The sequence below is a fragment of the Bradyrhizobium sp. CER78 genome (assembly GCF_029846235.1).
GTDB lineage: Bacteria > Pseudomonadota > Alphaproteobacteria > Rhizobiales > Xanthobacteraceae > Bradyrhizobium.
Window position 1 is genome coordinate 502,163 of the sequence record NZ_JARVWP010000003.1, and the last position, 25,535, is coordinate 527,697.

At 64.6% G+C, this 25,535-nt stretch carries 30 protein-coding genes; 15 read left to right on the forward strand and 15 right to left on the reverse strand.

All coding sequences use genetic code 11. The features are described 5' to 3' along the window. The first annotated feature begins 45 nt into the window (after positions 1–45). Positions 46–789 carry a tyrosine-protein phosphatase gene (locus QDT69_RS08285; protein WP_279706097.1) on the forward strand — a complete coding sequence of 248 codons (744 nt, stop codon included), beginning with the start codon at positions 46–48 and terminating at the stop codon, positions 787–789. Positions 790–798: 9 nt separating this feature from the next. Here QDT69_RS08285 and QDT69_RS08290 read toward each other — a convergent pair whose 3' ends face one another. Next, a complete protein-coding gene (locus QDT69_RS08290; RefSeq protein ID WP_050425034.1) occupies positions 799–1,002 on the reverse strand; it encodes a hypothetical protein in 204 nt (67 codons plus the stop codon). A gap of 114 nt (positions 1,003–1,116) precedes the next feature. Beyond that, on the reverse strand, positions 1,117–1,833 hold the full coding sequence (locus QDT69_RS08295; RefSeq protein ID WP_279706098.1) for an SGNH/GDSL hydrolase family protein: 717 nt from the start codon (positions 1,831–1,833) through the stop codon (positions 1,117–1,119). Positions 1,834–1,948: 115 nt separating this feature from the next. Between QDT69_RS08295 and fabG the strand changes: the two genes are divergently transcribed. Then, positions 1,949–2,629: a 3-oxoacyl-ACP reductase FabG gene (gene fabG / locus QDT69_RS08300; RefSeq protein WP_279706099.1), complete on the forward strand. Its 681-nt coding sequence runs from the start codon at positions 1,949–1,951 to the stop codon at positions 2,627–2,629. Here fabG and QDT69_RS08305 read toward each other — a convergent pair. Beyond that, positions 2,626–2,970, reverse strand: a complete 345-nt coding sequence (locus QDT69_RS08305) for a GrlR family regulatory protein (protein WP_279706100.1) — start codon at positions 2,968–2,970, stop codon at positions 2,626–2,628. The two genes, fabG and QDT69_RS08305, sit on opposite strands and share 4 nt — an antisense overlap. 139 nt (positions 2,971–3,109) lie before the next feature. On the opposite strand from QDT69_RS08305, the gene QDT69_RS08310 reads away from it, so the two are divergent. The 3 genes from QDT69_RS08310 (at position 3,110) to QDT69_RS08320 (ending at position 4,511) form a co-directional block, all read left to right on the forward strand. After that, positions 3,110–3,793 (forward strand): DUF2161 family putative PD-(D/E)XK-type phosphodiesterase, encoded by a 684-nt coding sequence (locus QDT69_RS08310; RefSeq protein ID WP_279706101.1) that lies wholly within the window; start codon positions 3,110–3,112, stop codon positions 3,791–3,793. A gap of 20 nt (positions 3,794–3,813) precedes the next feature. Next, on the forward strand, positions 3,814–4,113 hold the full coding sequence (locus QDT69_RS08315; protein WP_024581535.1) for a putative quinol monooxygenase: 300 nt from the start codon (positions 3,814–3,816) through the stop codon (positions 4,111–4,113). A gap of 89 nt (positions 4,114–4,202) precedes the next feature. Then, positions 4,203–4,511 carry a hypothetical protein gene (locus QDT69_RS08320; RefSeq protein ID WP_279706102.1) on the forward strand — a complete coding sequence of 103 codons (309 nt, stop codon included), beginning with the start codon at positions 4,203–4,205 and terminating at the stop codon, positions 4,509–4,511. A gap of 80 nt (positions 4,512–4,591) precedes the next feature. Here the strand turns inward: QDT69_RS08320 and QDT69_RS08325 are convergent, their stop codons facing one another. Next, positions 4,592–5,230: a GNAT family N-acetyltransferase gene (locus tag QDT69_RS08325; protein ID WP_279706103.1), complete on the reverse strand. Its 639-nt coding sequence runs from the start codon at positions 5,228–5,230 to the stop codon at positions 4,592–4,594. A 140-nt stretch (positions 5,231–5,370) separates the two neighbouring features. Then, complete coding sequence (locus QDT69_RS08330; protein ID WP_279706104.1) at positions 5,371–5,769, reverse strand: PaaI family thioesterase; 399 nt, start codon at positions 5,767–5,769, stop codon at positions 5,371–5,373. Between the two features lie 142 nt (positions 5,770–5,911). Between QDT69_RS08330 and QDT69_RS08335 the strand changes: the two genes are divergently transcribed. Then, entirely contained in the window at positions 5,912–6,700 is a 789-nt protein-coding gene (locus QDT69_RS08335) for a cobalamin-binding protein (protein ID WP_279706105.1), read from the forward strand. Between the two features lie 45 nt (positions 6,701–6,745). Here the strand turns inward: QDT69_RS08335 and kynU are convergent, their stop codons facing one another. From kynU to QDT69_RS08360, 5 genes are all read right to left on the reverse strand, one after another. After that, the gene (kynU, locus tag QDT69_RS08340) at positions 6,746–7,960 is read right to left on the reverse strand and encodes a kynureninase (protein ID WP_279706106.1); all 1,215 of its coding nucleotides are present in this window, start codon (positions 7,958–7,960) and stop codon (positions 6,746–6,748) included. A 10-nt stretch (positions 7,961–7,970) separates the two neighbouring features. Continuing rightward, positions 7,971–8,810: a tryptophan 2,3-dioxygenase gene (kynA, locus tag QDT69_RS08345; RefSeq protein WP_279706107.1), complete on the reverse strand. Its 840-nt coding sequence runs from the start codon at positions 8,808–8,810 to the stop codon at positions 7,971–7,973. A 28-nt stretch (positions 8,811–8,838) separates the two neighbouring features. Further along, positions 8,839–9,648, reverse strand: a complete 810-nt coding sequence (locus QDT69_RS08350; RefSeq protein WP_279706108.1) for an alpha/beta hydrolase — start codon at positions 9,646–9,648, stop codon at positions 8,839–8,841. Positions 9,649–9,808: 160 nt separating this feature from the next. Then, entirely contained in the window at positions 9,809–11,086 is a 1,278-nt protein-coding gene (locus QDT69_RS08355; protein ID WP_279706109.1) for an ArgE/DapE family deacylase, read from the reverse strand. A gap of 54 nt (positions 11,087–11,140) precedes the next feature. Further along, positions 11,141–11,866, reverse strand: a complete 726-nt coding sequence (locus QDT69_RS08360; protein WP_279706110.1) for a pyridoxamine 5'-phosphate oxidase family protein — start codon at positions 11,864–11,866, stop codon at positions 11,141–11,143. Between the two features lie 72 nt (positions 11,867–11,938). Between QDT69_RS08360 and QDT69_RS08365 the strand changes: the two genes are divergently transcribed. From QDT69_RS08365 to QDT69_RS08375, 3 genes are read left to right on the forward strand one after another with little or no spacing between them, the layout of a single operon-like run. Next, a complete protein-coding gene (locus QDT69_RS08365) occupies positions 11,939–13,453 on the forward strand; it encodes a PLP-dependent aminotransferase family protein (protein ID WP_279706111.1) in 1,515 nt (504 codons plus the stop codon). 54 nt (positions 13,454–13,507) lie between these two features. After that, complete coding sequence (locus QDT69_RS08370) at positions 13,508–13,657, forward strand: hypothetical protein (protein ID WP_021079695.1); 150 nt, start codon at positions 13,508–13,510, stop codon at positions 13,655–13,657. 11 nt (positions 13,658–13,668) lie between these two features. Beyond that, entirely contained in the window at positions 13,669–13,914 is a 246-nt protein-coding gene (locus QDT69_RS08375; RefSeq protein WP_279706112.1) for a DUF6719 family protein, read from the forward strand. Between the two features lie 51 nt (positions 13,915–13,965). Here the strand turns inward: QDT69_RS08375 and QDT69_RS08380 are convergent, their stop codons facing one another. Together QDT69_RS08380 and QDT69_RS08385 are read right to left on the reverse strand one after the other, a co-directional pair. Next, positions 13,966–14,271 (reverse strand): hypothetical protein, encoded by a 306-nt coding sequence (locus QDT69_RS08380; RefSeq protein WP_050425068.1) that lies wholly within the window; start codon positions 14,269–14,271, stop codon positions 13,966–13,968. Between the two features lie 140 nt (positions 14,272–14,411). Then, a complete protein-coding gene (locus tag QDT69_RS08385; protein ID WP_279706113.1) occupies positions 14,412–14,570 on the reverse strand; it encodes a hypothetical protein in 159 nt (52 codons plus the stop codon). Positions 14,571–15,007: 437 nt separating this feature from the next. On the opposite strand from QDT69_RS08385, the gene QDT69_RS08390 reads away from it, so the two are divergent. Further along, on the forward strand, positions 15,008–15,235 hold the full coding sequence (locus tag QDT69_RS08390) for a hypothetical protein (protein ID WP_279706114.1): 228 nt from the start codon (positions 15,008–15,010) through the stop codon (positions 15,233–15,235). A 43-nt stretch (positions 15,236–15,278) separates the two neighbouring features. On the opposite strand, the gene QDT69_RS08395 is transcribed toward QDT69_RS08390, so the two are convergent. Then, positions 15,279–15,782, reverse strand: a complete 504-nt coding sequence (locus tag QDT69_RS08395; RefSeq protein WP_050425044.1) for a CreA family protein — start codon at positions 15,780–15,782, stop codon at positions 15,279–15,281. 293 nt (positions 15,783–16,075) lie between these two features. Between QDT69_RS08395 and QDT69_RS08400 the strand changes: the two genes are divergently transcribed. From QDT69_RS08400 to QDT69_RS08415, 4 genes are all read left to right on the forward strand, one after another. After that, a complete protein-coding gene (locus QDT69_RS08400; RefSeq protein ID WP_279706115.1) occupies positions 16,076–17,821 on the forward strand; it encodes a L,D-transpeptidase in 1,746 nt (581 codons plus the stop codon). Positions 17,822–17,902: 81 nt separating this feature from the next. Further along, positions 17,903–18,472: a glutathione peroxidase gene (locus QDT69_RS08405; protein ID WP_279706116.1), complete on the forward strand. Its 570-nt coding sequence runs from the start codon at positions 17,903–17,905 to the stop codon at positions 18,470–18,472. 172 nt (positions 18,473–18,644) lie between these two features. Further along, positions 18,645–19,628: a polysaccharide deacetylase family protein gene (locus QDT69_RS08410; RefSeq protein WP_279706117.1), complete on the forward strand. Its 984-nt coding sequence runs from the start codon at positions 18,645–18,647 to the stop codon at positions 19,626–19,628. Positions 19,629–19,647: 19 nt separating this feature from the next. Further along, positions 19,648–20,205, forward strand: a complete 558-nt coding sequence (locus tag QDT69_RS08415) for a dihydrofolate reductase (RefSeq protein WP_279706118.1) — start codon at positions 19,648–19,650, stop codon at positions 20,203–20,205. A 115-nt stretch (positions 20,206–20,320) separates the two neighbouring features. On the opposite strand, the gene QDT69_RS08420 is transcribed toward QDT69_RS08415, so the two are convergent. Continuing rightward, on the reverse strand, positions 20,321–20,773 hold the full coding sequence (locus QDT69_RS08420) for a DoxX family protein (RefSeq protein ID WP_050425049.1): 453 nt from the start codon (positions 20,771–20,773) through the stop codon (positions 20,321–20,323). A 156-nt stretch (positions 20,774–20,929) separates the two neighbouring features. Next, positions 20,930–23,239: an NADP-dependent malic enzyme gene (locus QDT69_RS08425; RefSeq protein WP_279706119.1), complete on the reverse strand. Its 2,310-nt coding sequence runs from the start codon at positions 23,237–23,239 to the stop codon at positions 20,930–20,932. A gap of 223 nt (positions 23,240–23,462) precedes the next feature. Here QDT69_RS08425 and QDT69_RS08430 point away from each other — a divergent pair, with 223 nt between their 5' ends. Then, entirely contained in the window at positions 23,463–25,457 is a 1,995-nt protein-coding gene (locus tag QDT69_RS08430) for a hypothetical protein (RefSeq protein ID WP_279706120.1), read from the forward strand. Positions 25,458–25,535 lie beyond the last annotated feature (78 nt).

The following is a 25,535-nucleotide window of genomic DNA, read 5'->3' on the forward strand; positions in this document are numbered from 1 at the left end:
AAGACTTCCTGCAAGAAGACCTTCACAGCTGCAACAGGCCCGCCGATGTCAGAAGCCCCTGCCCGTCACCTCAATCTCGCCGGCGCCAGCAATTTTCGCGACCTCGGCGGCTACCAGACGCGTGACGGCCGGACGGTGCGCTGGCGGCAGATCTTCCGCTCCAACCATTTGGCGTATCTCACCGAGCAGGACGTCGCCGTGGTGCGCTCCCTCGGGGTCAGAAGCGCGTACGATTTTCGCGGCGTCGCCGAGCGCGCCGAGGCGCTGTGCGGCATGAGCGACGTGACCGTGCATTCGCTCCCGGTCGAGCCGACGGTGGTGGCAGCGCTGCGTGAGATCGCCAGCAACCGCCAGCTTTCGGAAGCCGACGCGATCGACGTGATGCGGGATTCCTATCGCGGCTACGTGCAGGACAACACGCCGCGCTATCGCACGCTGTTCGCTCATCTGCTCGAAGACCGCGCGCCGCTGGTGATCCACTGCACCGCAGGCAAGGATCGCACCGGCTTTGCCTGCGCGCTGATCCTGCACGCACTCGGCGTGTCCGATCAGGTGATCGCCGACGACTATCTCCTGACCAACCAGTACTACAAGCGCGATCCGGCCCACAGCACCGAGCTGCCCGATGACGTCAAGCAGGTGCTCGGCACCGTGCGCGCGGCGTTTCTGGAAGCGTCGTTCGCGGCGATCGATGCCGACTATGGCGGCCTTGACGGATATTTCCGCGAGGGCCTCGGGCTCGGCCAGGCCGAGCGCAAGGCGCTTGAAGGCCGCTATCTGCAGTCCTGATCCGTTCGCTCAGGCCGCGGCCTCGAGCTCGAGCTCCGCGTCGAGATCGGCGATCACGTCCTCGAAGGCCGAGATGGCCTGCTGGATCGCCGCGATCTGCATCAATTCCCAGCTGCCCACCGGCCCCTTACGATTCTGTAGTGCTACGACGAGATCGCGCCGCTGTTCCTTAAGCTGAACGAGCGGTAAACCGTGATCCGGAAGATTTCCCATTGCAAAAACCCCTACCTTGGCTGCAGTTCCGCTTCTACGGAAAGGGTTCTGCAAACGACTTACAGAACTGCTGCAAATTTTATCCAACTGGCCCTCCCCCGTAGTCTTACGTAGTCAAGACGACGTGTTCGCGCTGCGCGCCACCGCATCGTTGATCGCACCGAGCAACGCTTGAGTGACACAATCGGTCGCCCACTCGCTCGTATGGAGATGCTCCTGCGCACCATCGTCGAGCTCAGAGAGCGGAATTCCGGCATCGACCCATTGCTTCATCAGCGCAAAGCGGCGGAACAGGTTGACTTTCCTGCTTGCAGCGACGTCGGCGATCATCGGCATGAACTGGTTGGCAAGCTTGAGCACATCTGGCGTGCCGATGATTGCCTGGGTGTACTGCGAATCCATCACCACGACGTCCAGCGGCAGCGCGGCAAGCACATCGAGTCCGGCCTCGAATGTCGCTTGCACCTGATCGAAGTTGTAGTTCCTGTACACGGCGTTGGTGCCGACCTGCCAAATCACCATCACCGGTGCTTCGGCGATGACATCGGACTCGATGCGCGAGAACTCTTCCGGCGCCTCTTGCCCGCCGATCCCCCGGTTGACGATGTCGATCATCCGGCCGAAGGACTGCTTCTGGCTTCGCCACAGGATCTCCAGCCGCGGCGGAAATGGGAGAATTTTGTCGGCTCCCGCGGTCGATGATGATCCGAGGGCAACGATCTTGACCTTGCGTTCGCGCGCGAGCGCTTGCGCAAGATGCGGCAATCCGTAAGCGAACTTGACGAGTTCGGGATGGGTTTCGCACGGCCTTGGTGTCGGCATCGCAAACATCCTTGAGGCGAATGAACTGATGAATACGCGCAGTAGGAGATGAAATCGGCGGCATTGCAAATGAAATCCGCCTGATCATAGTGGGTGGCAGCCTGTTGCTGATACGGAGACCGCCATGAACGGAAAAGCCATCGTCATCACCGGCGCCCTCGGCGCGCTTGGCAAAGTGGTCGCCGAAGAAGCCCTGGCGCGTGGTGCGCGGGTCGCCGGCATCGATCATGCGGCCTCGCAGCTCGCGGCGACGGCTGACCGTATCGAGCTTGGCGGAGTTGACCTCACCGACACCGCGCATGCGGCAGTTGCGATCGACAAGGCGGCGGCGCATTTCGGCCGGCTCGACGCACTGATCAATATTGCCGGCGGCTTCACCTTCGAGGCGGTCAGCGACGGCGATCCCGCGACCTGGCAGCGCATGTATGCGATGAACGTGATGACCGCGTTCAACACGTCGCGCGCCGCGATCCCGCATCTCACGAAATCCGGCGCCGGGCGTATCATCAATATCGGCGCACTCGGCGCCTTGCAGGCCGCCTCCGGCATGGGCCCCTACGCTGCGTCGAAGGCCGGCGTGCACCGCCTCACCGAGTCGCTCGCCGCCGAGCTGAAGGGCAAGGTCACGGTCAACGCGGTGCTGCCCTCGATCATCGACACCGCCGCCAATCGCGCCGCGATGCCGAAGGCCGATATCTCCAAATGGGTGACGCCGAAAGAGCTCGCCGAGGTGATCCTGTTCCTCGCCAGCGACGCCGCAAGCGCCGTCACCGGCGCGCTGCTGCCGGTCAACGGGCGGGTCTAGTCCGCAACCAGCAGCCGCAGCTTCGACCTGAAGCGGATGCTCTGCTTGCCGGCGAGCGCCATGCCGTCGCCCTCGGCGGTCTGATCGGTATAGGTGCCGGTGAAGCCGATCGTCACCACCTTGCGTTCCCAGACCGGGCGTTCGCCATAGGTCGGCGAATGCTCCTCGTTGGTGACCTCGCCCTTCCACTTGCCGCCGGCCGCGGTGTAGCTGCCGTAGGCGTAGAAGAACGAGTCGCCGCCGCGCATCTGGCCGTCACGCAGCACCATGACGCCCTGGTTGCCGCCAGAGACGCTGTCGAGAAATTCGACGGTGATGTGATAGAGCCCGTTCCGGATCATGCAAATGGTCGCGCCGTTGTCCCCGGCCCAACATAACCGCTTGGCGGCGCATTGGGCAAATTCGATCCGCCTCGATGGGGGCAATTCCGCGCTATGCTGGCGCACCGAGTCGCGGCCGGATGCCGCAGGAGCCTGCCCGTTGGAAACCGCGCTTTATCTGCCCGTCAAACGCTTCCTCGAAAAGCTCGGCTTCGCGGTGAAGGGCGAGATCGGCGGCTGCGATCTCGTGGCGCTGAGCGGCGATGATCCACCGGTCGTCGTGATTGGTGAACTCAAGCTCGCCTTCAATCTCGAACTGATCCTGCAGGCGGTCGACCGCGCCGGCGCCGCCGATGAGGTGTGGATCGCGGCCAAGGTCTCGGCCCGCGGCAAGGGCCGCGAGAGTGACGCGCGGTATCGCAATCTGTGCCGGCGGCTCGGCTTCGGCATGCTCGGCGTCACCGACCGCGGCGACGTCGAGGTGCTGGTGCCGCCGCCGACCGCGGCACCGCGCCGCAATCCGAAGAAGCGCTCGCGCCTGATCACCGAGCATCGCAAGCGCAAGGGCGATCCTGCCATGGGCGGATCGACGCGCGCGCCGATCATGACGGCCTACCGGCAGCAGGCGCTGGCCTGCGCCTGTGCGCTCTCGGATGGACCCCGGCGCGTCAAGGATCTGCGGGCCGACTGCCCCGACGCCGGCAAGATCCTGCAGCATAATGTCTACGGCTGGTTCGATCGCGCCGAGCGCGGCATCTATGTGCTGACCGATGCCGGTCGTGCCGCGCTGAAGCGCTGGCCGCAGCAGCCCAATGGTGCGTCAGGGGCACAAGCAGCCCCGTAACTAATCAACTGGGGGAGATCATGATCGTCGTCACCGGCAGCGTCACCGCCCGCCCCGACAGTTTCGACGAGGTGCGGCGATTGAGCCTCGAGCATGTGCATCGCTCGCGCACCGAGCCCGGCTGCATCTCGCACGCGGTCCATGTCGACTGCGAGAATCCGCTCAGGCTGGTGTTTTTCGAGCAATGGGCCGACCGCGCCGCGCTGGCGGCGCATTTCGCGGTCCCCGCGTCGCGCGATTTCGTCCGCTCCCTGCAATCTCTGGCGGCCGCAGCGACCACCATCGAACTTTATGACGCTCACAAGATTGAGAGACTCTAGCTGCATGGCTGGATTGCCATCTCATATTCATATTGCAATGCAACATTGGGGACCTTACGTATCTCCCGCGATTCAAAGATGAGGCGGCGATGAGCGGAGACTGGAATACCAAGTATGGCACCCGGCGGGTGCGGCATGATCCGCCGACGCTGGAGGAGGCAATCTTCGCGGCCATCGGCATCACCGATGACGTGGAGGCCCAGGCCGAGATCGCATCGTCCCTGATGGGGCTGCCCTATGACGAGGTGCTGGCCGAGGTGAAGAAGACCGCGCGCGTCAGCGCCCGCACCGGCACGGCAACCCGCGTGATCGCCGGCGAACAGGGCGCACAGCGTTCCGTCGTGGTCGAGCGCCGCGTGGTCCGCCGTCTCGCGCCGGCCAAGCGCACCGGCACCTGAACAACGACATCCGGCTACTTAAAGAAAAAGGGCAATCCGCTGAGCGGATTGCCCTTTTGTCTTTGAGGTGAGCTCTCGGCTCAGGCGGCCCGGCCCCAGCCGGACATCTGCATCACCATGCGCCAATAGGCGCGGTTCATGTCGACGATCGCGCGCGCGGCCGCGATCGGTGTCACCGGAGCGATCGCCGGCGAAGCCGCAGCCGGCACCTGTTCGGCCTTGTGCCGCTCGGTCAGGTCGATGCTGCCGGTGGACTCACCATGACGGAAGGTCAGCTGCGCACCGAACTTGGTGGCGAGCGCACGCATCGCGTCGTTCTGCGCACCGGTGGTGATGCGCAGGCTGCCGTAGCCCTTGGCATGCGCCTCGGCGATCAGCTTGCGGAACAGCGTGCTGCCGACGCCCTTGCGCCGAGCGGACCGCTCGACGCTGAAAGCGATCTCGGGCTGCGCATCCGGTGACTGCTCCGGCGGATGCAGCTCGGCGGCGCCGCGGACCACGCCATCCTCGAAATAGGCGATGATGACCGTGCCGTCATTGGCGCAGCGCTCGGCATAGCGGCGGATGAAACTGTCATCGATGAAGCCATGAAAACGATCATGACGGCTGGTTCGATCCAGTCTCAGCAGATGATCGCGCAGCAGAGGAAGCTCCTCCTGCTGGCTCAACGTCCGCACGGTGCCTCGGGCAGAGGTCGAACTAATGGAATCGTGGTTCATTTCATAACTCCTCTTGGTAGCCCTCGAGGAGGCGTCGACTCCCTAACCGTCCTTATATTGTGCGCCGCACCATATAATTCAAGTGTCTAGATTCATTTAAGTAAACAATGATGTGATCAGAAAATCACATCATTGCCTCATCATAATACCAATTGCGTTTGCGTGATCACAGCGACGAGCTTGCCATCCTCGGTCTCCAGCCGGGTCTGCCAGACTTGGGTCCGCCGGCCCCGGTGAACCGGCGTTGCCGTGGCAATCACGGTGCTCCCCTCCTTGGCGCCGCCGATGAAGTTCGTCTTGCTCTCAAGCGTCGTGGTGCCCTTGGCGTCCGGAGGCAGGTTGATCACGGTGGCGGCGGCGCCGACCGAGTCCGCAAAGGCCATCACTGCGCCGCCGTGGATCGTGTTCCGGAGGGTGCAGAGGTCCGGCCGCACCAGCATCTTCGCAACGACACGATCCTGGTCGGCTTCGACGAAGGTGACGCCCTTCAGTTCCGCAAACGGCATCTTCATCGACTGGATCTTTTCGAGCGGCGTCATGGGCACTCCCTGCTTGTCTTTTTCGAAGTTGAAGCCGGCATGATGGATTGCCTGGCCGGGCCCGGCAATGACCTCCGAGGTAATCAAGCGGATGACGTCATGGCGCCGTGACAACCCTTGGCGAGTCTGCATACCGTCGGCGATGCGCGACTTCCCTCCCCGCCGGATCGTCTGCCTGACCGAGGAGACGGTCGAGACGCTGTATCTGCTCGGCGAGCAGGACCGCATCGTCGGCGTCTCCGGCTACGCCGTGCGGCCGCCGCAGGTGCGCCGTGAGAAGCCGCGGGTGTCGGCCTTCATCTCCGCCGACATCCCGAAGATCCTGGCACTCGATCCCGATCTGGTGCTCGCCTTCTCCGATCTGCAGGCCGACATCGTCGCCGATCTGGTCCGCGCCGGTGTCGCCGTCCATGTCTTCAATCAGCGCGATGTCGCAGGCATCCTTGCGATGATCCGCAGCCTCGGCGCGATAGTCGGCGCCGCCGATCGCGCTGAGCGGCTCGCGCATAGCCTCGAACAACGGCTGGCCGCGATCGCGGCAACGCCGCGTCCGGCACCGCGGCCGAAGGTTTATTTCGAGGAATGGGACGATCCGCTGATCAGCGGCATCGGCTGGGTGTCCGAACTGATCGAGATCGCCGGCGGCGAGGCCGCGCTGCCGCATCTGCGCGCGCACAAGGCCGCCCGGGATCGCATCGTCACGGCAGATGCCGTGCGCGCGGCGATGCCCGACGTGATCCTGGCATCCTGGTGCGGCAAGAAGGTCGTGACCGACCGCATCAGGGCGCGCGACGGCTGGAGCGACATTCCGGCCGTCCGCAACAATCGCATCGTCGAGATCAAGTCGCCGATCATTTTGCAGCCCGGACCCGCCGCGCTGACCGATGGGCTCGATGCGATCGTCAATGCGTTGTGGTCGCGGCACCCATGATTGCTCGCCGCAGTCATTATGAGGCGTCGGGATAACGCTCGTTGCTCACGTCACCGCATTCACGACCTGATATTCTGGCCGGCGCCACACCTCGCCATTGATCACCTCCTCGATGATCTCGGCGGCCTTCAGCACCTCGGCTTCGCCGATATAGAGCGGCGTGATCCCGAACCGCATGATGTCAGGCGCCCGGAAGTCGCCGATCACGCCGCGGGCAATCAGCGCCTGCATGGCGGCATATCCGCCGGCAAAGGAGAACGACACTTGCGACCCGCGCTGCGCATGCGCCCGTGGCGTTACCAGCGTCAGCGACGGACAGCGTCGCGCGATCTCAGCTATCAACAAGTCTCCGAGCGCGAGTGAACATGCGCGGACTTCGCCCATCTCGACACGATCCCAGATGTCGAGCGATGCCTCCAGCGCGGCCATCGCCAGCACCGGCGGTGTGCCGACACGCATGCGCTCGACACCGCCGGCAGGTCGATAACCGAGATCGAAGGCGAACGGTTTTGCGTGCCCCATCCAGCCCGACAACGCGACGCGCGCCTGATCGGCATGCCGCGGCGCGACGTAGAGGAAGGCCGGCGCGCCGGGGCCCGCGTTGAGATATTTGTAGGTGCAGCCGGCTGCGAAATCGGCGCCGACGCCGGCGAGATCGATCGGCAGCGCGCCGGCCGAATGGGCGAGATCCCAGACCGTGACGATACCGAGCGCATGCGCCTTCGCGGTCAGGGTCCGCATGTCGTGGCGACGACCGGTGCGGTAGTCGACCTCCGTCAAGTAGAGCACCGCAATGTCGTCCGACAGCGATGCCTCGACCTCCTCCGGGGCCGCCAGCCGCAATTGATGGCCGCGCCCGAGCGTGGCGATCAGGCCTTCCGCCATATAGAGGTCGGTCGGGAAATTACCGGTATCGGACAGAACGACCTTGCGCTCCTGGTTCATCTCGAGCGCGGCCGCAAGCGCCTGATAGACTTTGAGCGACAGCGTGTCGCCGATCATCACCGTGCCGGGCGCGGCGCCGATCAGGCGAGCGAGGCGGTCGCCCACGCGGCGCGGCTGCACATACCAGCCGGCGCTGTTCCAGGCGCGAATGAGTTCATCGCCCCACTCGGCCGTGATGACATGCGCAACGCGCTCGGCAACGCCCAATGGCAGCGCACCAAGCGAGTTGCCGTCGAGATAGATGACATCCGCGGGCAGATGGAACATTGCCCTGGTGTCGTCGTAGACGCGCAGTTGCGATTTCGCTTCGATCATGACACCTCGCCTAGAGGACGGTGCGGACACGCCACAGTTCGGGAAACAGCTCGACCTCGAGCATCCGCTTCAGATAGCTGACCCCACCGGTGCCGCCGGTGCCGCGCTTGAAGCCGATGACGCGCTCCACCGTCGTCACGTGGTTGAAGCGCCAGCGGCGAAAATAATCCTCGAAGTCGACCAGTTTCTCGGCGAGCTCGTAGAGGGTCCAATTGGCTTCGGGAGCTTCGTAGACGTGGCGCCAGGCTTGCATCACGCCCTCGTCGAAGTGATGGGTCTCGTGGACGTCGCGTGACAGCACGGCCGCGGGCATGGTGAGTCCCTTGCGGTCGGCAAGCCGGAGCACCTCGTCATAAAGGCTCGGCGTCGCAAGCTCGGTCTTGAGCAGGTCCGTCACCTCGGGGTCATGCGCGTGCGGCTTCAACATCGCACCATTGCGATTGCCGAGCAGATACTCGATCAGCCGGTATTGATACGACTGGAGGCCCGAGGATTGTCCGAGCCGCGAGCGGAAATGGGTATATTCGCTGGGCGTCATGGTACGCAGCACGTCCCAGGCATTGTTCAACTGCTCGAAGATGCGGGAGACGCGCGCGAGCATCTTCATCGCCGGCGACACGTCTTCGCGGGCGATGGCGTGACGGGCGGCCCGCAGCTCGTGGATGGCGAGCCGCATCCACAGTTCGGAGGTTTGATGCTGGATGATGAAGAGCATCTCGTCATGCGCGTCCGAAATCGGGTGTTGGGCACCGAGCAGCGCATCGAGTTGCAGATAATCGCCATACGACATTTTACGGGCGAAATCGGTCTCGGCGCCCTCGACCGCGGGGTCGTAGTCGTTGCTGCTCATGACACATCCTCTCGATCGATCCACTGCCTCAAACAAGGCCGAGAAGGCGCCTCGTGATGGCCGAGGATGGATCTTTCAGCCCATCGACAATAGTAAAGTGGTTATGCCCGGGGTCGACGACGAGGTGCGTGGGCACGTCGAATCCGGTCCAGATGTTGGCCATCAGCTCTGCCTGACGGATAAACTCGGGCCGCTCGCTACCGCCGACCCAGGTGGTCAGCGGCGATTTGCCCCGTGGCAGATGCAAGGCGGCGCTTTCGAGCGCTGCCTCGTCCATGTCCATCCGAAGCGTCTCGTTCATCGCGGTCTTCAGGAGCGGTCGCAGGTCATGCAGACCGCTGATCGACAGCGTCGCTACGATTCTGTCGTAGACCTCAGGTTCGAGACGGCCGTCGTCGCACAGCATGCGGGTAACGAGATGGCCGCCTGCGGAATGGCCGGCCAATCGAATAGGCCCGGAGACCTGGGCGGCTGCCGAGGCAATCGCGGCCGCGATCTCGGCCGTGATGTCTGAGATGCGCGTGGCCGGTGCCAGCGTGTAACTTGGCAGCGCCACCGTCCAGCCGTGGCTTCGCGCGCCTTCGGCGAGGTCGGTCCATGACGATTTATCGAAGCGCATCCAGTATCCGCCGTGCACGAAGACGACGAGACCCTTGCTGTCGCCGTCCGGCAGAATCAGGTCGAGACGCTGCCGCTCTCCCGATCCATAGGCGATATCCGGCTTGAACGATTTGAGTCCGGCGCGATAGGCCGCCGCCCGCTCCGCCCACCGCGCCGGCAGCTCATCCGAACCCGGCACGTGGGCCGAATTCGCGTAGGCATCATCCCAGTCGCGCATCGTGGCTCCTCGAAGATTCGCCGTCGATCGGACGCCATTTTGCCACCGGCGGGGCTGTTCGCCCAGCCTTTATTTTAAACTTAAAGCATCTGGTTGAGCCACGCCCGGGCCGTCCCCGGCAAGCGGAGCGATAGCGCGCCGAGCCTGCGACGCAAAAAGGCTACGCCTTCTCGACTCCGCACCATTCCGCGATGAACAGCGCGGTGGCCTTGGTCGACTGCCGCAGCGACGCCAGATCGACATATTCATTGAAGCCGTGCATCGCCGCGCCGCTGGCGCCGAAGCAGAGGCTCGGGATGTTGTAGTTCAGGCCATAGAAGCGCGTGTCGGTCAGCGCAGTGAAGGCGCGGTCTTCCACCGCGCCGCCATAAACCGCCTGATGTGCCTTGGCGAACGCGGCCTCCGGCGCCTCGGAGTTCACGAGCTCGTAGCCTTCCGACAGGAAGCCGGACCATTCCACCTGCGGCGGATTGTTGGAAAGGAAACGATGGTCGCGCGCCGCGGCCGCAACGCAAGCCAGAATCTCCTTCTGGCACTCGGCGATCGACCAGCCCGGCAGCACCGCGATGCGACAGTCGACGTCGCACCAGGCCGGCACGCTGGAGGCCCAGTCGCCGCCCTTGATGATGCCGGGATTGAAGTTGATCGGATGATTGACGTCCTTGAAATGACGGTCGGCCTTGGCGCGCTCGTTCCAGGCGATCTCGAGCTTCTCCAGCGCATGCACCAGATGATACGCCGCCATGATCGCGTTCGAGCCGGCACCGGCCTCGAACACGTGCACCGGGAAGCCGCGCACCCTCAGTCGGAACCAGATCACGCCGACCTGAGAGCGGATCATCTTGCCGTTGGTCGGCTCCGGGATGAAGCAGGCATCGGCGCGATAGCCGCGCTGCAAGGTCGAGAGTGCGCCGACGCCGGTGCTCTCCTCCTCGATCACGGATTGGAAGTGAATCCGCGCCGTCGGCTTCAATCCGGCCTTCTTGATCGCATCCAGCGCATAGAGCGCCGCAATCGTCCCGGACTTCATGTCGCAGGCGCCGCGGCCGTACATCTTGCCGTCCTTGATCACAGGCGAGAACGGCGGCGTCTCCCACATGTCCAGGGGGCCGGTCGGCACCACGTCGCAGTGGCCCTGCAGGATCAGCGACTTGCCGGCGTTGGTGGCCGGGCGGTAGGTGCCGACCACCGTGCGCGCCTTGGAGAAATCATGCTCGATCGGGCCGAAGCCGCGCAGATCCCGGAGTTCGTCGAGATTGATGTGCCAGTCGTCGACCTCATAACCGCGCTCGCGCAAGAGGTCGCCGATCATGTCCTGGCACGGTCCCTCGGCGCCACGGGTCGAGGGGATCGCGACAAAGGCCTGCGTCGTCGCAAGCTGCGCATCGAATCCCTCGTCAACAGCGGCAAGGATTCGTTGTTGCGTCTCGGCAGTCATGCGGCAGCTCCATGGGGACATCAGACAAGGTGGGAGCCGTAGCGTAACCTGATTTCACTCCGCGGGGTATTGCGCAAAATAGGCATCCCGCAATGCATCTTCGAGCAGACGGCCTTCCGAATAGCCATCGAGCGTTGTCGGCCGCGTCACGCCGTCGAGCAGCCGCGGGCACGGCTCGGGCGCGCCGAGCACAGTGCGCACTGGAATACGCTCGGCATAGATCGGCAACTCGTAATCCTCGTCGTCGTCGGCGACGCCCTTGGCGCGCACCTTGGCCGAGGCCTCCTCGATCTCCATTGCGATGAACGAGGTCGCCTTGATCTCCTGCTTGTTGCTGGCGCGCAGGCTCGCGGTGCGCTCGGGAAAGAAGCGGTCGACCATCGCGACGACCGCCCGTTCCTTCTCTTCCGGGTCGGTGACAAGATAGGCGGAGCCGAACGCCATCACGGCGCGATAGTCGGCCGAATGGTTGAAGCCGCAGCGCGCCAGCACCAGGCTGTCGAGATGGGCGACCGTCAGGCACACCCGCTGCCCCTCCGACTGGTTCTCCAGCATCCGGCTCGCGCTCGAGCCGTGCCAGTAGAGCCTGGTGCCCTCGCGCCAGAAGAAGGTCGGCGTGCAATAGGGCTGGCCGTCGATCACGTAGGAGACGTGGCACAGCATCGAGGCGTCGAGGATCTTGTGCACGGTGGCGTGGTCGTAGAAGCCACGGTCATGGCGGCGCTTCACCCGGTTACGGGATGACAGCGGATAGGACGGAGTGGATGCACCTTCGGTCACGGCAAGCCTCGCGGGATTTGGAATCTTTCAAGAGTTGTAGCTGCTCATTTGGTCTGCGATAGTGCCAATTCCATGCGAAAAATTCCGACCAATTCCCGCAAGCCCGCGGCGCGCAAGCCGGAGCTGCCGCTCGACCTCACCGGCCCGCATGTCACGGCGGGCGCGGCCTCGCAGCAGCGGCTCTATCAGGCGCTGTGCCACACCATCGTCAGCGGCCTCGTCAGGCCGGGCGAGCCGCTGCCACCGTCGCGCACGCTCGCCAGGCAGACCGGCTTCCGGCGCAACGCCGTCACCACGGCCTATGAGCGGCTGATCGCCGACGGGTTTGCGGTCGCAACCACCGGCTCCGGCACGTTCGTCGCGGCGCGCATTCCGGCGCAGGCCGGCACGCCGCGACGCGCGAAGATCGAGATCGAGCCGCCGCAGCACAATGCGCTGTCGCTCGGCTGCACCCATATCGATGAGCGCGCGCTGCAGCGCTTCCGCGCCTTTGCCGGTCGCAGGCTGCGCGCCTTCGGCTCCGAGCACCTGCATTACGGCGATCCCCGCGGCAGCAGCGAACTCCGCGCCGCGATATCGGACCATCTGCTCTCGGCGCGCGGGCTGCGCTGCGACCCCGACCAGATCATGCTTGCATCAGGCACGCTGCATGCGCTTCGCATCGTGCTCGGGGCGATCCTCAAGCCTGGCGACCAGGTCTGGTGCGAGGATCCCGGCTATCCGGCGGCGCGCCGCGCGATCGAGCATTGCGGCTATCGGCCGGTGTCGGTGCCGGTCGATGGATCAGGCATGCGCATCGACAAGGGACGCGTATCCGCTCCCGTGGCGCGCGCCGCTTATGTGACGCCGTCGCACCAGTTCCCGCTCGGCGTGCAGATGTCGATGCCGCGCCGGCTCGAATTGCTCGACTGGGCAAGAGATGCCGGCGCCTTCGTGTTCGAGGACGATTACGACAGCGAGTTCCGCTATGACGGCGCGCCGCTGCTGTCGCTCGCCGGCATCGATCATCTGCGCCGCGTGATCTACATGGGCACGTTTGCGAAGACACTGTTTCCGGGACTGCGGATCGGTTACTGCGCCCTGCCCGAGGCCCTGATCGGCCCGGTGACCGAAGCGCGCGCCGCACTCGACCGCTTTCCCGGCACATTGATGGAAGGCGCGGTCGCCGACATGCTGAACTCCGGCGCCTTCGCGGCGAACTTGCGCAAATCACGAAAACTCTATCGCGAGGCGCGCGACGTCCTGGCCGAGACACTTGCCACTGCGTCGGAGGGCGAGCTCACGGTTCCCGTGCCGTCGCAGGGCCTGCATCTCGTGGCGCGGCTCGATCCCGCGACTGATCCTTCGATTGCCGCGCAGGCCAAGGCGAATGCCGGCGTCGGCGGCTGGCTGCTTGCCGAGACCTATCATCGCGCGCATCCACTGCCCGGCTTCGTGCTGGGATTTTCCGGTCATCCGGTTCCGCAGCTCGTCGCGGCGGCGGAACAACTGGCGACGACAACGCTGGCTGCGCTGCGCGCGACGCGCAAGACATCCGTCAAGGCATCCGCCAAGCCACCACGCGCTAGGAGAATCGCAGCCGCCTGACTAAGGTCGCCCGCGTTGAGTCGTTGAGTCAGTGTCCGCTTAAGGAGATACCGGATGCCCAATCGCAACGTCCTGTATCTCGTGATCGGCGCGCTGGTCGTGATCGCAGGCATGCTCGGTTACAATCTTTACCAGGCGAAGAAGCAGCCCGAAGGCCTGCAGATCAATGTCGGCCCCGACGGGCTCAAGATCCAGAACAAGTGAAGGGGGCCGCGATGTTGCGCACGGGACTTGTCGCGCTGGTCGGCATCGCAGCACTTGGCGCGATGGTTCACTCCGCCGCCGCAGAGCAGTCGTTCATGCGCGAGGGTGACATCGTCGACCTCAGGGTCGGTCAGCGTGTCTTCGTCGATGATGGCTCGTGCCCCGCCGGGCAGATCAAGCAGGTCACAGGTTCCAAGCTGAGCGAAAACGGCGTCGTTCGTACCCGCAGCTGCGTGCCGCGGCTCGCCAAAAAGTAAAACGCCCCGCTGTCGCGAGGCGCTTGCTTCATCGCTGCGTTGACGCCCTGCTCAGTTCGAGATCGGCTCGAACATGCATTGCAGCGTCGGCTTGGCGATCTTGGTGAAGGTTGGGCCGATCTCGCCCTGCTTGGACGGCGGCACCCAATCGGTCTCGATGGTCGGCACGCCGGTCTCGCTGATCCCGCGCAGCAGCGCCTGGCGGAGATCGGGATCGTCCACCGTCGCAGCCGCATGATCGTGCAGGCAACCGCACACGGCCTCGGGATGGGCCCAGCGGCCGAGCATATGCGGCGCGCACTGGCGCACGAATTCGTCACGCGGTTCAGGCACCCGGTACAGCGACCGGATCTGCATCGACTCGAGGGGAAGCTGGGATTGAGCCTGCGCGGAACCCGCCAAAGGGCCGATCAAGGCGAGCGATGCGAGCATCGCGACGGAACAGATTCGGAGCGACATGGGGAGCCTTTATTGGCGTTTCTGTTTTTGCGTCGCAATCAGTTGGCCTGCGCCACCACCATCGGGGCCGGGGTGACCACCGGCGAGCCGTTATAGGAGAAGGTGCCGATGCCGGGCAAACCGTTGTCCGGGGTGCCAGCCATCGACGAACCAGCCATCACGAAAGCGAAGGCGAGGATCAGGCTCATGGTCCGCATCTGACAGTCTCCGTCATTTCGGGTCGGCGCCCGGCGCCGTTGTGTTGACCGTTTGATAACGATCTGCCGTTTCGGGAGTTCTGCGGAACAAGCTGAAAATGGTTTCGTCGGGGCGAGAATTGTTTCGTCGACCGGCGGTCCACGAAACATTCAGCGAAAAATCCTAATGCTTTCAATGGCCGCGGTGCGGCAGGCCGCCTGCTCAAAATGTCGCGCGTTCAACCGGCTCAGCTGTGAATAGTCCGATTATGCCTGCAAATTGAGTGGGCTATCGCGCTTTCTTAACTTTCCTCTGCTGAGACAGGAAGCAGTCCAGCAAGGGTGGCGTGAACCGGGCGACGGTTCCGGCGACTCATCTGGGCGCCGTGCAACCAACTCCGCGGTGGCACGTTGTCGTGATCCCGATCCAACGCTTGTTGAGATCAATCCAACGAAGGATGTCAGTCGTGGGCAATGGCAACATCGGTGTTGGCAATGAATCCGCGGCCCGCAATTCCGGCCAGCAGCAACAGATGACGGCCGCGATGCCGCAGCAGGGCGCTTATGTGATGGGCGACAATGAGTGCGCGCCGCAGAAGCTGGTCCGCCTCGTCGGCTGCCGCGACTCGAAGCTCAAGCCGGGCTTCAGCATTAGCGCGAAGCAGTTCGGGCAAACCAAGCGCTAGCTCTCCCGCTGCTTCAACCACCGGGGCCAAGCCCCTGCTCCCGCTACTGAATGAACTCGCCGCACTTCTGCACCGCGGTGGCATCGGCCGCGCCCCATGGCATGATCGGCACCGACGACGTCGAGTTCTTCGGCGAGCCTTCGATCAGCTTGTCCGAATAGACCATGTAGACCAGCACGTTGCGCTTGGCGTCGCAGCCGCGCACGATCTGCATCTTCTTGAAGAACAGCGACCGGCGCTGCCGGAACATGTCGTCGCCCTGGCCGAGCTTGTTCTTGAAGCGGATCGGCCCGATCTGCCGGCAAGCCAGCGAGATATCAGAGACTTCCTCGGCAAGGCCGAGCCAGCCCTTGAAGCCGCCCTTCTCCGGCACCGTGAAGTGACAGGCGACGCCCTCGACCTCGGGGTCGTCGACGCCATAGGTCGCGAGCTTGTCGTTGGGGCTCACCCATTTGAACACCGTCGAGCGGCGGAAGATCAGGTCCGGCTCGTCGGCCGCCGCCGCAGGCGTTGCCTGCCCCAAGGTCGCCAATGAGGTGAGCAACATCAGCAGCGCCGCGCACCCCCATCGAGACAGCAGTCGCACGTCACACAAGCTCACAGTTCTCGATGTCATTGAGGTCTCCGCGGGGTGGGGTCCCGCCTATGTAGTGCGCAAACGCCGCACAGGAAGGCGCTGACAGTTCGGTGATCGCGCCCGGCGCTTTAACCTCTTGTGAGGCTTTTTTGCTACTCTTTCGTCGAAAATCCGCCCCTCACGGAAGGGTTAGATCGCTTGCGCTGGTGAACGCGTTCGGCGTCTGCGACAACCAACAGATAGTTTGGACTGGGATTCGGAATATGCGCGCAAGCGGTCGTCGGATTTCGATTTTTGATTCTGCGAATGGGCGGTTCTGGCAGTTTGCAATTCTGACGGCGGCCGGCACCGTGGCCGCCTCCTCGCAGGCCGACGCGGCGCTGTTCTACTGGAACCGCGACTCCGCCTATTACGGCGATGTCGAGCCGATGCCGCAGCCGGTTCGTCCGAAGCCGAAGCGCAATCTCGCCAAGAAGTCTCCGGCGATCGAGAAGGAGGCCGGCAGTAAGCCGCAGGGTCCCCTGATCATCTCGGTCTCGATCGACCAGCAGCGTGTCAGGATCTACGACGCCAACGGCCTCTACGCCGAGAGCCCGGTGTCGACAGGCATGAAGGGGCACTCGACCCCGATGGGCGTCTTCAGCGTCATCCAGAAGCAGAAGTACCATCAGTCCAACATCTACAGCGGCGCGCCGATGCCGTACATGCAGCGCATCACCTGGTCGGGCATCGCCATGCACGCCGGTGTGCTGCCCGGCTATCCGGCCTCGCACGGCTGCATCCGCATGCCGATGTCGTTTGCGGTCAAGATGTACAACTGGACGCGGATGGGCGCCCGTGTGTTCGTCACCCCGGGCGCGATCTCTCCGGCGAATTTCTCGCATCCGCTGCTGGTGACGCAGAAGGTCGCGCCGCAGCAGCCGGTGGCCGACGAGATTCTGAAGATGGATGCGCCGCTCGGCGTGAAGAGCGACAAGGGCGCGGACAAGCCGCAGACCGGGCTGGATTTGCGCAGCAGCGTCGGCCATGCCGCCGCCGCGTCGCTGCGCGACAACACCCACACCGCCGACGCCAGCGGCGCGAGCGCGTCGGCGACGATGTCCGACGCGTCCTCTGCCGCGAGCGATCCCATCGCGGAGAAGCTTGCAACGGACCCGGCGCAGCCGACGAAGCCCGGGATCGCCGCGGCCGACAAGCCGGCCGAGACCAATTCTGCCGGCAACGGCAGCGTCGCCTCCGACGACAAGTCGGCCGGCGAAACCACCGGCAGCACCGACACGCCGAAGTCGGAGGTCTCCGCGAACGACCCGGTGAAGGCCGAAGCCAAGGCCGACGAACCGAAGGCAGATGCCGCCAAGCCCGGCGTCGCCGAGGCGCCCAAGGTCGACGCGTCGAAGACCGATGCGGCCACGGACGCCGCCAAAGCGGCGGATGGCGTGAAGGCCGTCGACAAGCCCGCCGAAGCAGCAACCGCAGCCGACGCGCCCGACGCCAACAAGGATGTCGCCAAGGATCCCGCACGGTTGCCGGGCATCGGCAAGATCGACGTGTCGAAGCGCGCCGGCCAGATCGCGGTGTTCATCAGCCGCAAGGATTCCAAGCTCTATGTGCGGCAGAACTTTGCGCCGCTGTTCGAGGTGCCGGTGACGATCGCGGCCAGCGACCGGCCGCTCGGCACCCATGTGTTCACCGCGGAAGCCGACAAATCAGATGCCAACCTGCTGCGCTGGTCAGTGGTGACGCTGCCGACCCGCAACGCCGCCCGCATCGACGTCGAGGACCGCACCTCGCATCGTCGCAAGGTAGCCGCCGCAGCGCCGGTCGAGGTGAAACCGCAGCCGGCGACCAACAGCCCGGCCGAAGCGCTCGACCGCATCTCGATTCCGGCTGATGTGATGGCGCGGATCAACGAAGCGCTCGGCACCGGCGGATCGATCATCGTCTCCGACCTCGGCGTCAACCAAGGCGAGACCGGCGAAGGCACCGACTTCATCCTGCCGCTGCGCTGAGCCCCTATAACGCCTTCTTGAAAGCCCGCGCCTGCCCGCTGGACTATGATCCCCGAGAACATCTGTTCCGGGGACGAGACCATGATGGACCGCAGGACACTGATCGTGGCGGCCTTGGCCGCGGCCGCTGGTTCCCGGGCGCTGCACGCGGCGCAGCCCGCGATGAGCCGGATCACCGCCTACGCCTTCTCATTCCCTGCACTCGACGGTGGCGACATCCGCCTTGCCGACTATTCCGGCCATCCGCTGATGATCGTGAACACGGCTTCGCTCTGTGGCTTCACGCCGCAATATGCCGGCCTGCAACAATTGTGGACCGAGTTCCGCGATCGCGGTTTCGTCATCATCGGCGTGCCATCGAACGATTTCGGCGGCCAGGAGCCCGGCGGCCCGACCGAGATCGCCGAGACCGCGCAGCATCAGTACGGCGTCACCTTCCCGATCGCGGCGAAAGCGGTGGTCCGCGGCGCGAGCGCGCATCCGTTTTACCGCTGGGCCGCGGAGGCACGGCCGAAGGACGTGCCGCGCTGGAATTTCCACAAATACCTGATCGGCCGCGACGGCTACATCGCGGATGTCTTCCCTGAGTCGGTCACGCCCGACGACACCCGCATCAAGACCGGGATCGCACGGGCATTGGCGGCGGCCTGAGAAGCCGCGATAATCCCCGGAATTAACTGATCCCAAGAGGATTTTGGACACGAGCCCGCCACGTTCATTGCCTTGGCGTCAGTACTGCGACTAGGGTACGATCGGATGGGGGCGAAAGCGGTCCGGTCGCGGCGATGCCGCTACCTGGAGCGCGATCAGCAGGGAACACGCCATGCGCATTGCGGCAGGTCTGATTTTCGCAGGGACCGTATCGTTGCTCGCCTCGAGCGCAGCTTGGTCGCAGACGCCGCCTGCCAAGGGCGCCACTGCGGCGCCGGCCGCAGCTCCAGCGCCTGCCGCAGCGGCGCCAGCGCCCGCCGCAGCCGCGGCTCCGGTGCCGCCGAAGCAACCGCCGCAGCCGGCGCGCGCCGCCTGCACCAATCCGAACGCGCTCGGCGTTGCCCGCACCGTCGAGATCGACACCACGGGCGGTCCGGGCTTCGGCTTCGAACATTTCAAGCAGCTCGACTTCCTGCGCGATCATGAAGTGGTGCTGACCTTCGACGACGGCCCGTGGCCGGGCAACACGCCGGCGGTGCTGAAGGCGCTCGCGGATGAATGCACCACGGGCATCTTCTTCCCGATCGGCAAGCACGCCACCTATCACCCAGAGATCCTGCGTCAGGTCTATGCCGCCGGCCACACCGTCGGCTCGCACACCTGGTCGCACGAGAACCTCAACAACAAGAAGCTCACCGAGGACCAGAAGAAGGACGAGATCGAGCGCGGTCTCGCCGCGGTGAAGTGGGCACTCGAGACCTCACCCTCGCCGTTCTTCCGCTTCCCGGCGCTGCAGCATCCGCCCGAGATGGTCACCTATCTCGGCAACCGCAACATCGCGATCTTCTCCTGCGACCTCGACTCTTTCGACTTCAAGTCGAAGAACTCGCAGCAGGTGATCGACACCGTGATGAAGAAGCTCGCCAAGCTCGGCAAGGGCATCATCCTGATGCACGACTTCCAGAAGCACACCGCGGAAGCCCTGCCGACGCTGCTGACGCAGCTCAAGGCCGGCGGCTACAAGGTGGTCGCGATGCGCGCCAAATTCCCGGCCACCGTGCTGCCCCAATACGAGCAGGAGCTCGCCAAGGACGTCAAGCTGCCGACCGTGAGCTCGCGGCCGGTGAACAGCGTCGTCACCACGGTCGATCAGTAAGCGCGCCGGCCAAGTCCTGGTGTCTGGATTGCGTATCGAGGGTTTCGTCATCGTCTCCGCCGATAGCCGGTTGGCGAACGCGCGAAACGTCATGCCTGACGATCTCAAGATCGAGGGCGATAAGCGGTTCTTCACCGCTGCCCTCGACCGCGCCGATCTCGTCGTGCACGGCCGCCATTCCCAGGAAGAGCAGCCGAACGCACCGAAGCGGCGCCGCCTGATCCTGACCGGTAAGGTCGCGGCCATCGCGCCCGATCCAACCAACCCGAAGGCACTGTTGTGGAATCCCGCCGGCTGCCCGTTCGAGACCGCGAGCCGCGAGGCCGGCGTGACCTCGGGCATGGTCGCCGTCATCGGCGGTCCCGGCGTGTTCGGCATGTTCATGGACCGCTACGACACGTTCTGGCTCTCGGTCGCGGCGAAGGTGCGCATCCCCGACGGCGAGCCGTGCTTTCCTGGCGTCCCTGCCCGCACCCCGCAGCAGGTGCTATCAGCGCACGGCCTTCACGCCGGTCAGCCGCAACTGATCGACGCGGAGCACGACGTCAGCGTCACGCCATGGCGGCGGATGGGTTGAGATCGTAGATTTGTAGGGCGGGTTAGCCGAAGGCATAACCCACCGCCCTTCTTGCCAGGTGCGCAGGTCGGCGGATTACGCTTCGCTAATCCGCCCTACGCAGCTGCGCATCGTTCTACACATCCCCATACGCCGGGTCATCGCGGCGCGGGCCGCGGCCGTAGCCGGCGATGATGAACAGCGCGCCGATCAGCGACAGGTTCTTCAGCGCGTCGATCAGGGTCCTGAGATTGTCGGGCGCCGGCTGGTTCCAGAAATCATGGAAGTAGAAGGTGACGACGCACACATAGATGATCAGGAGGAGCGCGAAGAACCGCGCCAGCACGTTCACCGCGATCATCAGCCCGGCGAGGATCTCGAAGCCACCGACCACAATCGCCAGCAGCTGCATGAACGGCATGCCGACGACGGTTTCGATCTGCTGCGTATACGGCGCGGCGATGGCCGGGATCGTCAGCTTCGCCGCGATCACATCCGCGGTGGCCTGGATGCCGAACAGCTTGCTCGCTCCCGAATAGAGGAACAGCACGGCAAACAGAATCCGTCCGAAGGTGATGAACGCTGGCATGGGTCGGCCTCACTGGATGGCAGAAATCGGACGAAGCAGGCGCAGCGATTATGGTCGCTCTGCCTGCTTCGATCAAATCGAATCCATCTCGGCTCACATGCGATGCGGAGAACCGCGCTGCGGTTCTCCGAACATAACGTGCTCAAACAACGCCCGTCAGCCGAACAGCGTCGGCTGCGCGCGGCCGGCGCGCTCCTGGGCCTCGACCGCGGCAACCGCGGTCATGTTGAGGATGCCGCGCGCTGTCACGCCGGGGGTGAGGATGTGCGCCGGGCGTGCCGGACCGATCAGGATCGGCCCCACCGGCAACGCGTTGGCCAGCGATTTGATCATCTGATAGGCGATGTTGGCGGCGTCGAGGGTCGGCATGATCAGGATGTTGGCCTCACCTTCCAGCCGCGATTGCGGCAGCACCAAGCGCCGCGCCGCGGCCGACAGCGCGGTGTCGCCCTGCATTTCGCCGTCGGCCTCGATCTCCGGATGCTTGTCCTTCAGGAGCTGGGTGGCCCGGCGCATCTTGCGCGAGGAGTCCGTATCATAGCTGCCGAAGTCGGAATGTGACACGAACGCGACCTTCGGCTTGAAGGCGAAGCGCTGGACGTGGATCGCTGCGAGCGAGGCCACTTCCGCCAGTTCCTCCGCGCTCGGGTTCGGCCGCACCTGGGTATCGGCGATGAAATGGGCCCCGGTGGAGGTGATCATCAGCGCCAGCGCGGCGTAGTCGCTGACCCCCGGCAAGAAGCCGATGATCTCGCGGACATGGCGCAGATGGCTCATGTAGCGGCCCTCGACGCCGCACAGCATCGCGTCGGCCTCGCCGCGCGACACCGCCAGCGCCGCGATCACGGTGTTGTTGGTGCGGACCACGGTCCGCGCCGCCTCCGGCGTCACCCCGCGGCGGCCGGCGACGTCGATATAGGACTGCACATAGGAGCGGTAGCGCGGATCGTCCTCGGGATTGACCAGGTCGAAATCGCGGCCGGCCTTGATCGACAGGCCGAAGCGCTTGATCCGGGTCTCGACCACCGACGGACGGCCGACCAGGATCGGCCGCGCCAGCTTCTCCTCCAGCACCACCTGCGTGGCACGCAGCACCCGCTCATCCTCGCCTTCGGCGTAGATCACGCGCACCGGCTGGGTCTTCGCCTTGGCGAACACCGGCTTCATGGTGAGGCCGGAGCGGAACGCGTAGCGCTCGAGACTGGCGGTGTACTCGTCGAAATTGGTGATCGGCCGGGTCGCGACGCCGGACTCGATCGCGGCCCTGGCCACGGCCGGCGCGATGCGCAGGATCAGGCGCGGATCGAACGGGCTCGGGATCAGCGAGCCCGGGCCAAACCCCTGGGTCTCGCCCGTCTCGAAGCCATGGGCCACCGCATCCGACGGCGGATCGCGCGCGAGCTGCGCGATCGCGTCCACCGCGGCGTGCTTCATCGCCTCGTTAATCGCGGTGGCGCCGACGTCGAGCGCGCCGCGGAAGATGAAGGGGAAGCACAGCACGTTGTTGACCTGGTTCGGGAAGTCCGACCGTCCTGTGCAGATCATCGCATCGGGACGCGCCAGCCGCGCCTCGTCCGGCATGATCTCGGGCACCGGGTTGGCGAGCGCCATCACCAGCGGCTTGTCCCCCATCTGCTTGACCATCTCGGGCTTCAGCACGCCCGGCGCCGACAGTCCGATGAAGATGTCCGCGCCTGGAATGACGTCGGCCAGCACGCGTGCGTCGGTCTTCTGGGTATAGACCGCCTTCCAGCGATCCATCGTGGTGTTGCGGCCGTCATAGACCACACCGTCGATGTCGCAGACCCAGATGTTCTTGCGCTGCGCTCCCATCGAGACCAGCAGATTGAGGGTCGCGATTGCGGCGGCGCCCGCGCCGGAGCAAACGATCTTCACATCGCTCAGTTGCTTGCCGTTCAGCAGCAGCCCGTTGACGATTGCGGCGGCGACGATGATGGCGGTGCCATGCTGGTCGTCGTGGAATACCGGGATCTTCATGCGCTCCTTGAGCTGCGCCTCTATCTCGAAGCACTCGGGCCCGCGGATGTCCTCCAGATTGATGCCGCCGAAGGTCGGCTCCAGCGCGGCGACGGTCTCGACCACGCGCTCGATCGTGTCGGCCTTGATCTCGATGTCGAACACGTCGATGCCGGCAAACTTCTTGAACAGCACCGCCTTGCCTTCCATGACGGGCTTGGAGGCCAGCGGGCCGATATTGCCGAGGCCGAGCACCGCAGTGCCGTTCGAGACCACCGCGACGAGATTGGCGCGGGCCGTCAGCGTCGCCGCCTCGGCCGGGTTCTTGGCGATCTCAGTGCAGGCGGCGGCAACACCCGGCGAATAGGCCAGCGCCAGGTCGCGCTGGTTGGCGAGCGGCTTGATGGCCTGGATCTCGAGCTTGCCCGGACGCGGCAGCCGGTGATAGGCGAGCGCGGCGTTATGGAGTTCTTCAGACGATGACGACATACGTGCTCCCCGCGTTTCCGGCCCAAATTTCTTGCTTCTGTGCTAATCCAGGCAAAAGTCAGTTGTCCGGCAAATCGAGCTGGATGTGAAGCATGTCCGGCCGCTTGGATGCAACATCCGAAAATACCCCCGTCAACAGGCCTGGACGGCCCAGTTCACTGATGCTGCACCGTCCGGCCGCGGCTTGGCAATTTCTTTCCCTTGATGATCCGGAGTTGACCGAATGAAGAAAATTCTGCTCGGCCTGATCGCGGTCGTCGTGATTGCGATCGGCGGCTTCTTCGGTTTCGACCTCTATACCCAGCGGCGGATCACAAGCGCCGTGGAGGCCGTATTCGACCAGGTCCGCGCCGAAGGCGGCACGGCGAGCCACGGCCGGATTTCATTCGACCTGATGCAGCGCACCCTGACCATCGGGGATATCGCCGTCGAAACCGGCACGCAGCCGCCGTTCAGGCTGAAGGCGGCGAGCGTGATGGCCTACGGCGTCGACCGATCCGACACCTCGCGCTTTTCCGCCACGAGCCTTGAGGCCCGCGACATCGAGATCGATGCCACGATGGGCGACAAGCAGGCCTTCACGCTCAACTACAAGGTGCCGCAGGTCACGGTGAAGGATTTCACCGGCCCCACCGGCGTTCGTCAACTTCGGAAATCGGCATCGCTGTTCGATCTCTACGGGTTCGGCCTCACCTATCTGGCAGGCGTCAGCGCCTCGTCGATCACGGCCCCCAGCCTGACCGGAACGGTCAAGACCGCCACGTCCGGTGCCGACAGCATGAGCGGCGAATACACTTACTCGAACATTGTGCTCGGCAACATCAAAGACGGGAAGATCGCGTCCAGCAAGACAGACGGCGCCGTCTTCACATTCAACTCCCAACCCGGGGGCAAGTCACTCAAGACAACCGGCGAGCTCTCGAACATTGTCGCGACAGATATCGACGTCGGCGCGATGGCGGCGATATTCGATCCCGCCAAGGCCAACGACGACCGCGACTACCGGGTTCAGAGACATGTTTCCGCCGGTCCCTACATCATCAACGCCACGCCCGGCCTGAATACGCGGATCGACGGTGTGACGATCGATGACATCAGGATCAATCCGTCACGGATGCAGCTGCCGTCGTTGATGGCAATGATCCCGCCGCCGGGGAGTCCGCCGCCATCTCCGGCCCAGGCGCGCGAACTGCTGGATAAAATCGCCGGCCTCTACGCGGGCTTCAGCATAGGAAATGCGGAGGTGCACGGGCTCTCGATGGAGGCGCCACAGGCAACGCAGACGCAGCTGAAGCTCTCATCAATGCAATTCAACTTCGAACGCGGCAAGATCGGCGAGCTCGCGGTCGAGGGAATTGACGCCCGTGCGCCGAACGGCCCATTCAAGGTCGGACGCTTCGCGCTGAAGGCGCTCGATGTCGCGAGCTTCCTGCGGCTGTCGTCACAGTTCGCAGGCCAGAAGCCGTCGCCCGAACAGGCACTCACGCTGTTTCCCTTGATCGAGGGCGTCGAGATCAAGGGCGTCACGGCGCCCTACAAGGCCACCGGCAAGCCGGTCAACATCGACGTCCTCAGCCTCGATTGGGGTCAGTTCGTCGGCACGATCCCGAGCAAGCTGCGGCTGGTCGCGAAGATGGCGGCGCCGCTGGATGCGGCCGATCCGCGGCAGCAGCCGCTAGTCGCAGCCGGCATCGACCGGATGGCTGTCGATGCCGATCTCGGCGCAGTCTGGACCGAGACGTCACGGTCGTTCGCGCTTGAGCCGGTCAAGCTCGACATGGCGGGCCTGCTCAATGCATCGGTGAAGCTCGCGCTCGGCAACGTACCGCGCGAGGCATTTTCGGTCAGCGCCGCGGAAGCGATGGGCGCAGCCGCGCAGATCGAGGCCGGCACGATCGAGCTTGTGGTCCACGACCTCGGCGTCATTGACCTTGCGATCGCGCAGTTCGCGCGCAGCCAGAACGTCGGCCGTGACGAGGCGCGCAAGGCCATCCTCGACACAATCAAGGCACAGGGCGACGCGGCCGGCGGAGGCAATCCGGATGCGACAGCCCTCGTCACCGCGATCAGCCAGTTCATCGAGACGCCGGGGCAGACGCTGGTCATCAAGCTGACCCCGCGCGCGAAAGCGCCGGCGCTTCAGCTGATGCAACTGCTCAAGACCGATCCGCAATCGGCCCTGGCGCAATTCAAGATCGAGGCCTCGACGGGGCTGTAAGCTTCCATTCGGTCCCGTAGCCCGGATGGAGCGAAGCGCAATCCGGGCAGTCTCTCGCGCGGCTGCACAGTTCCCGGA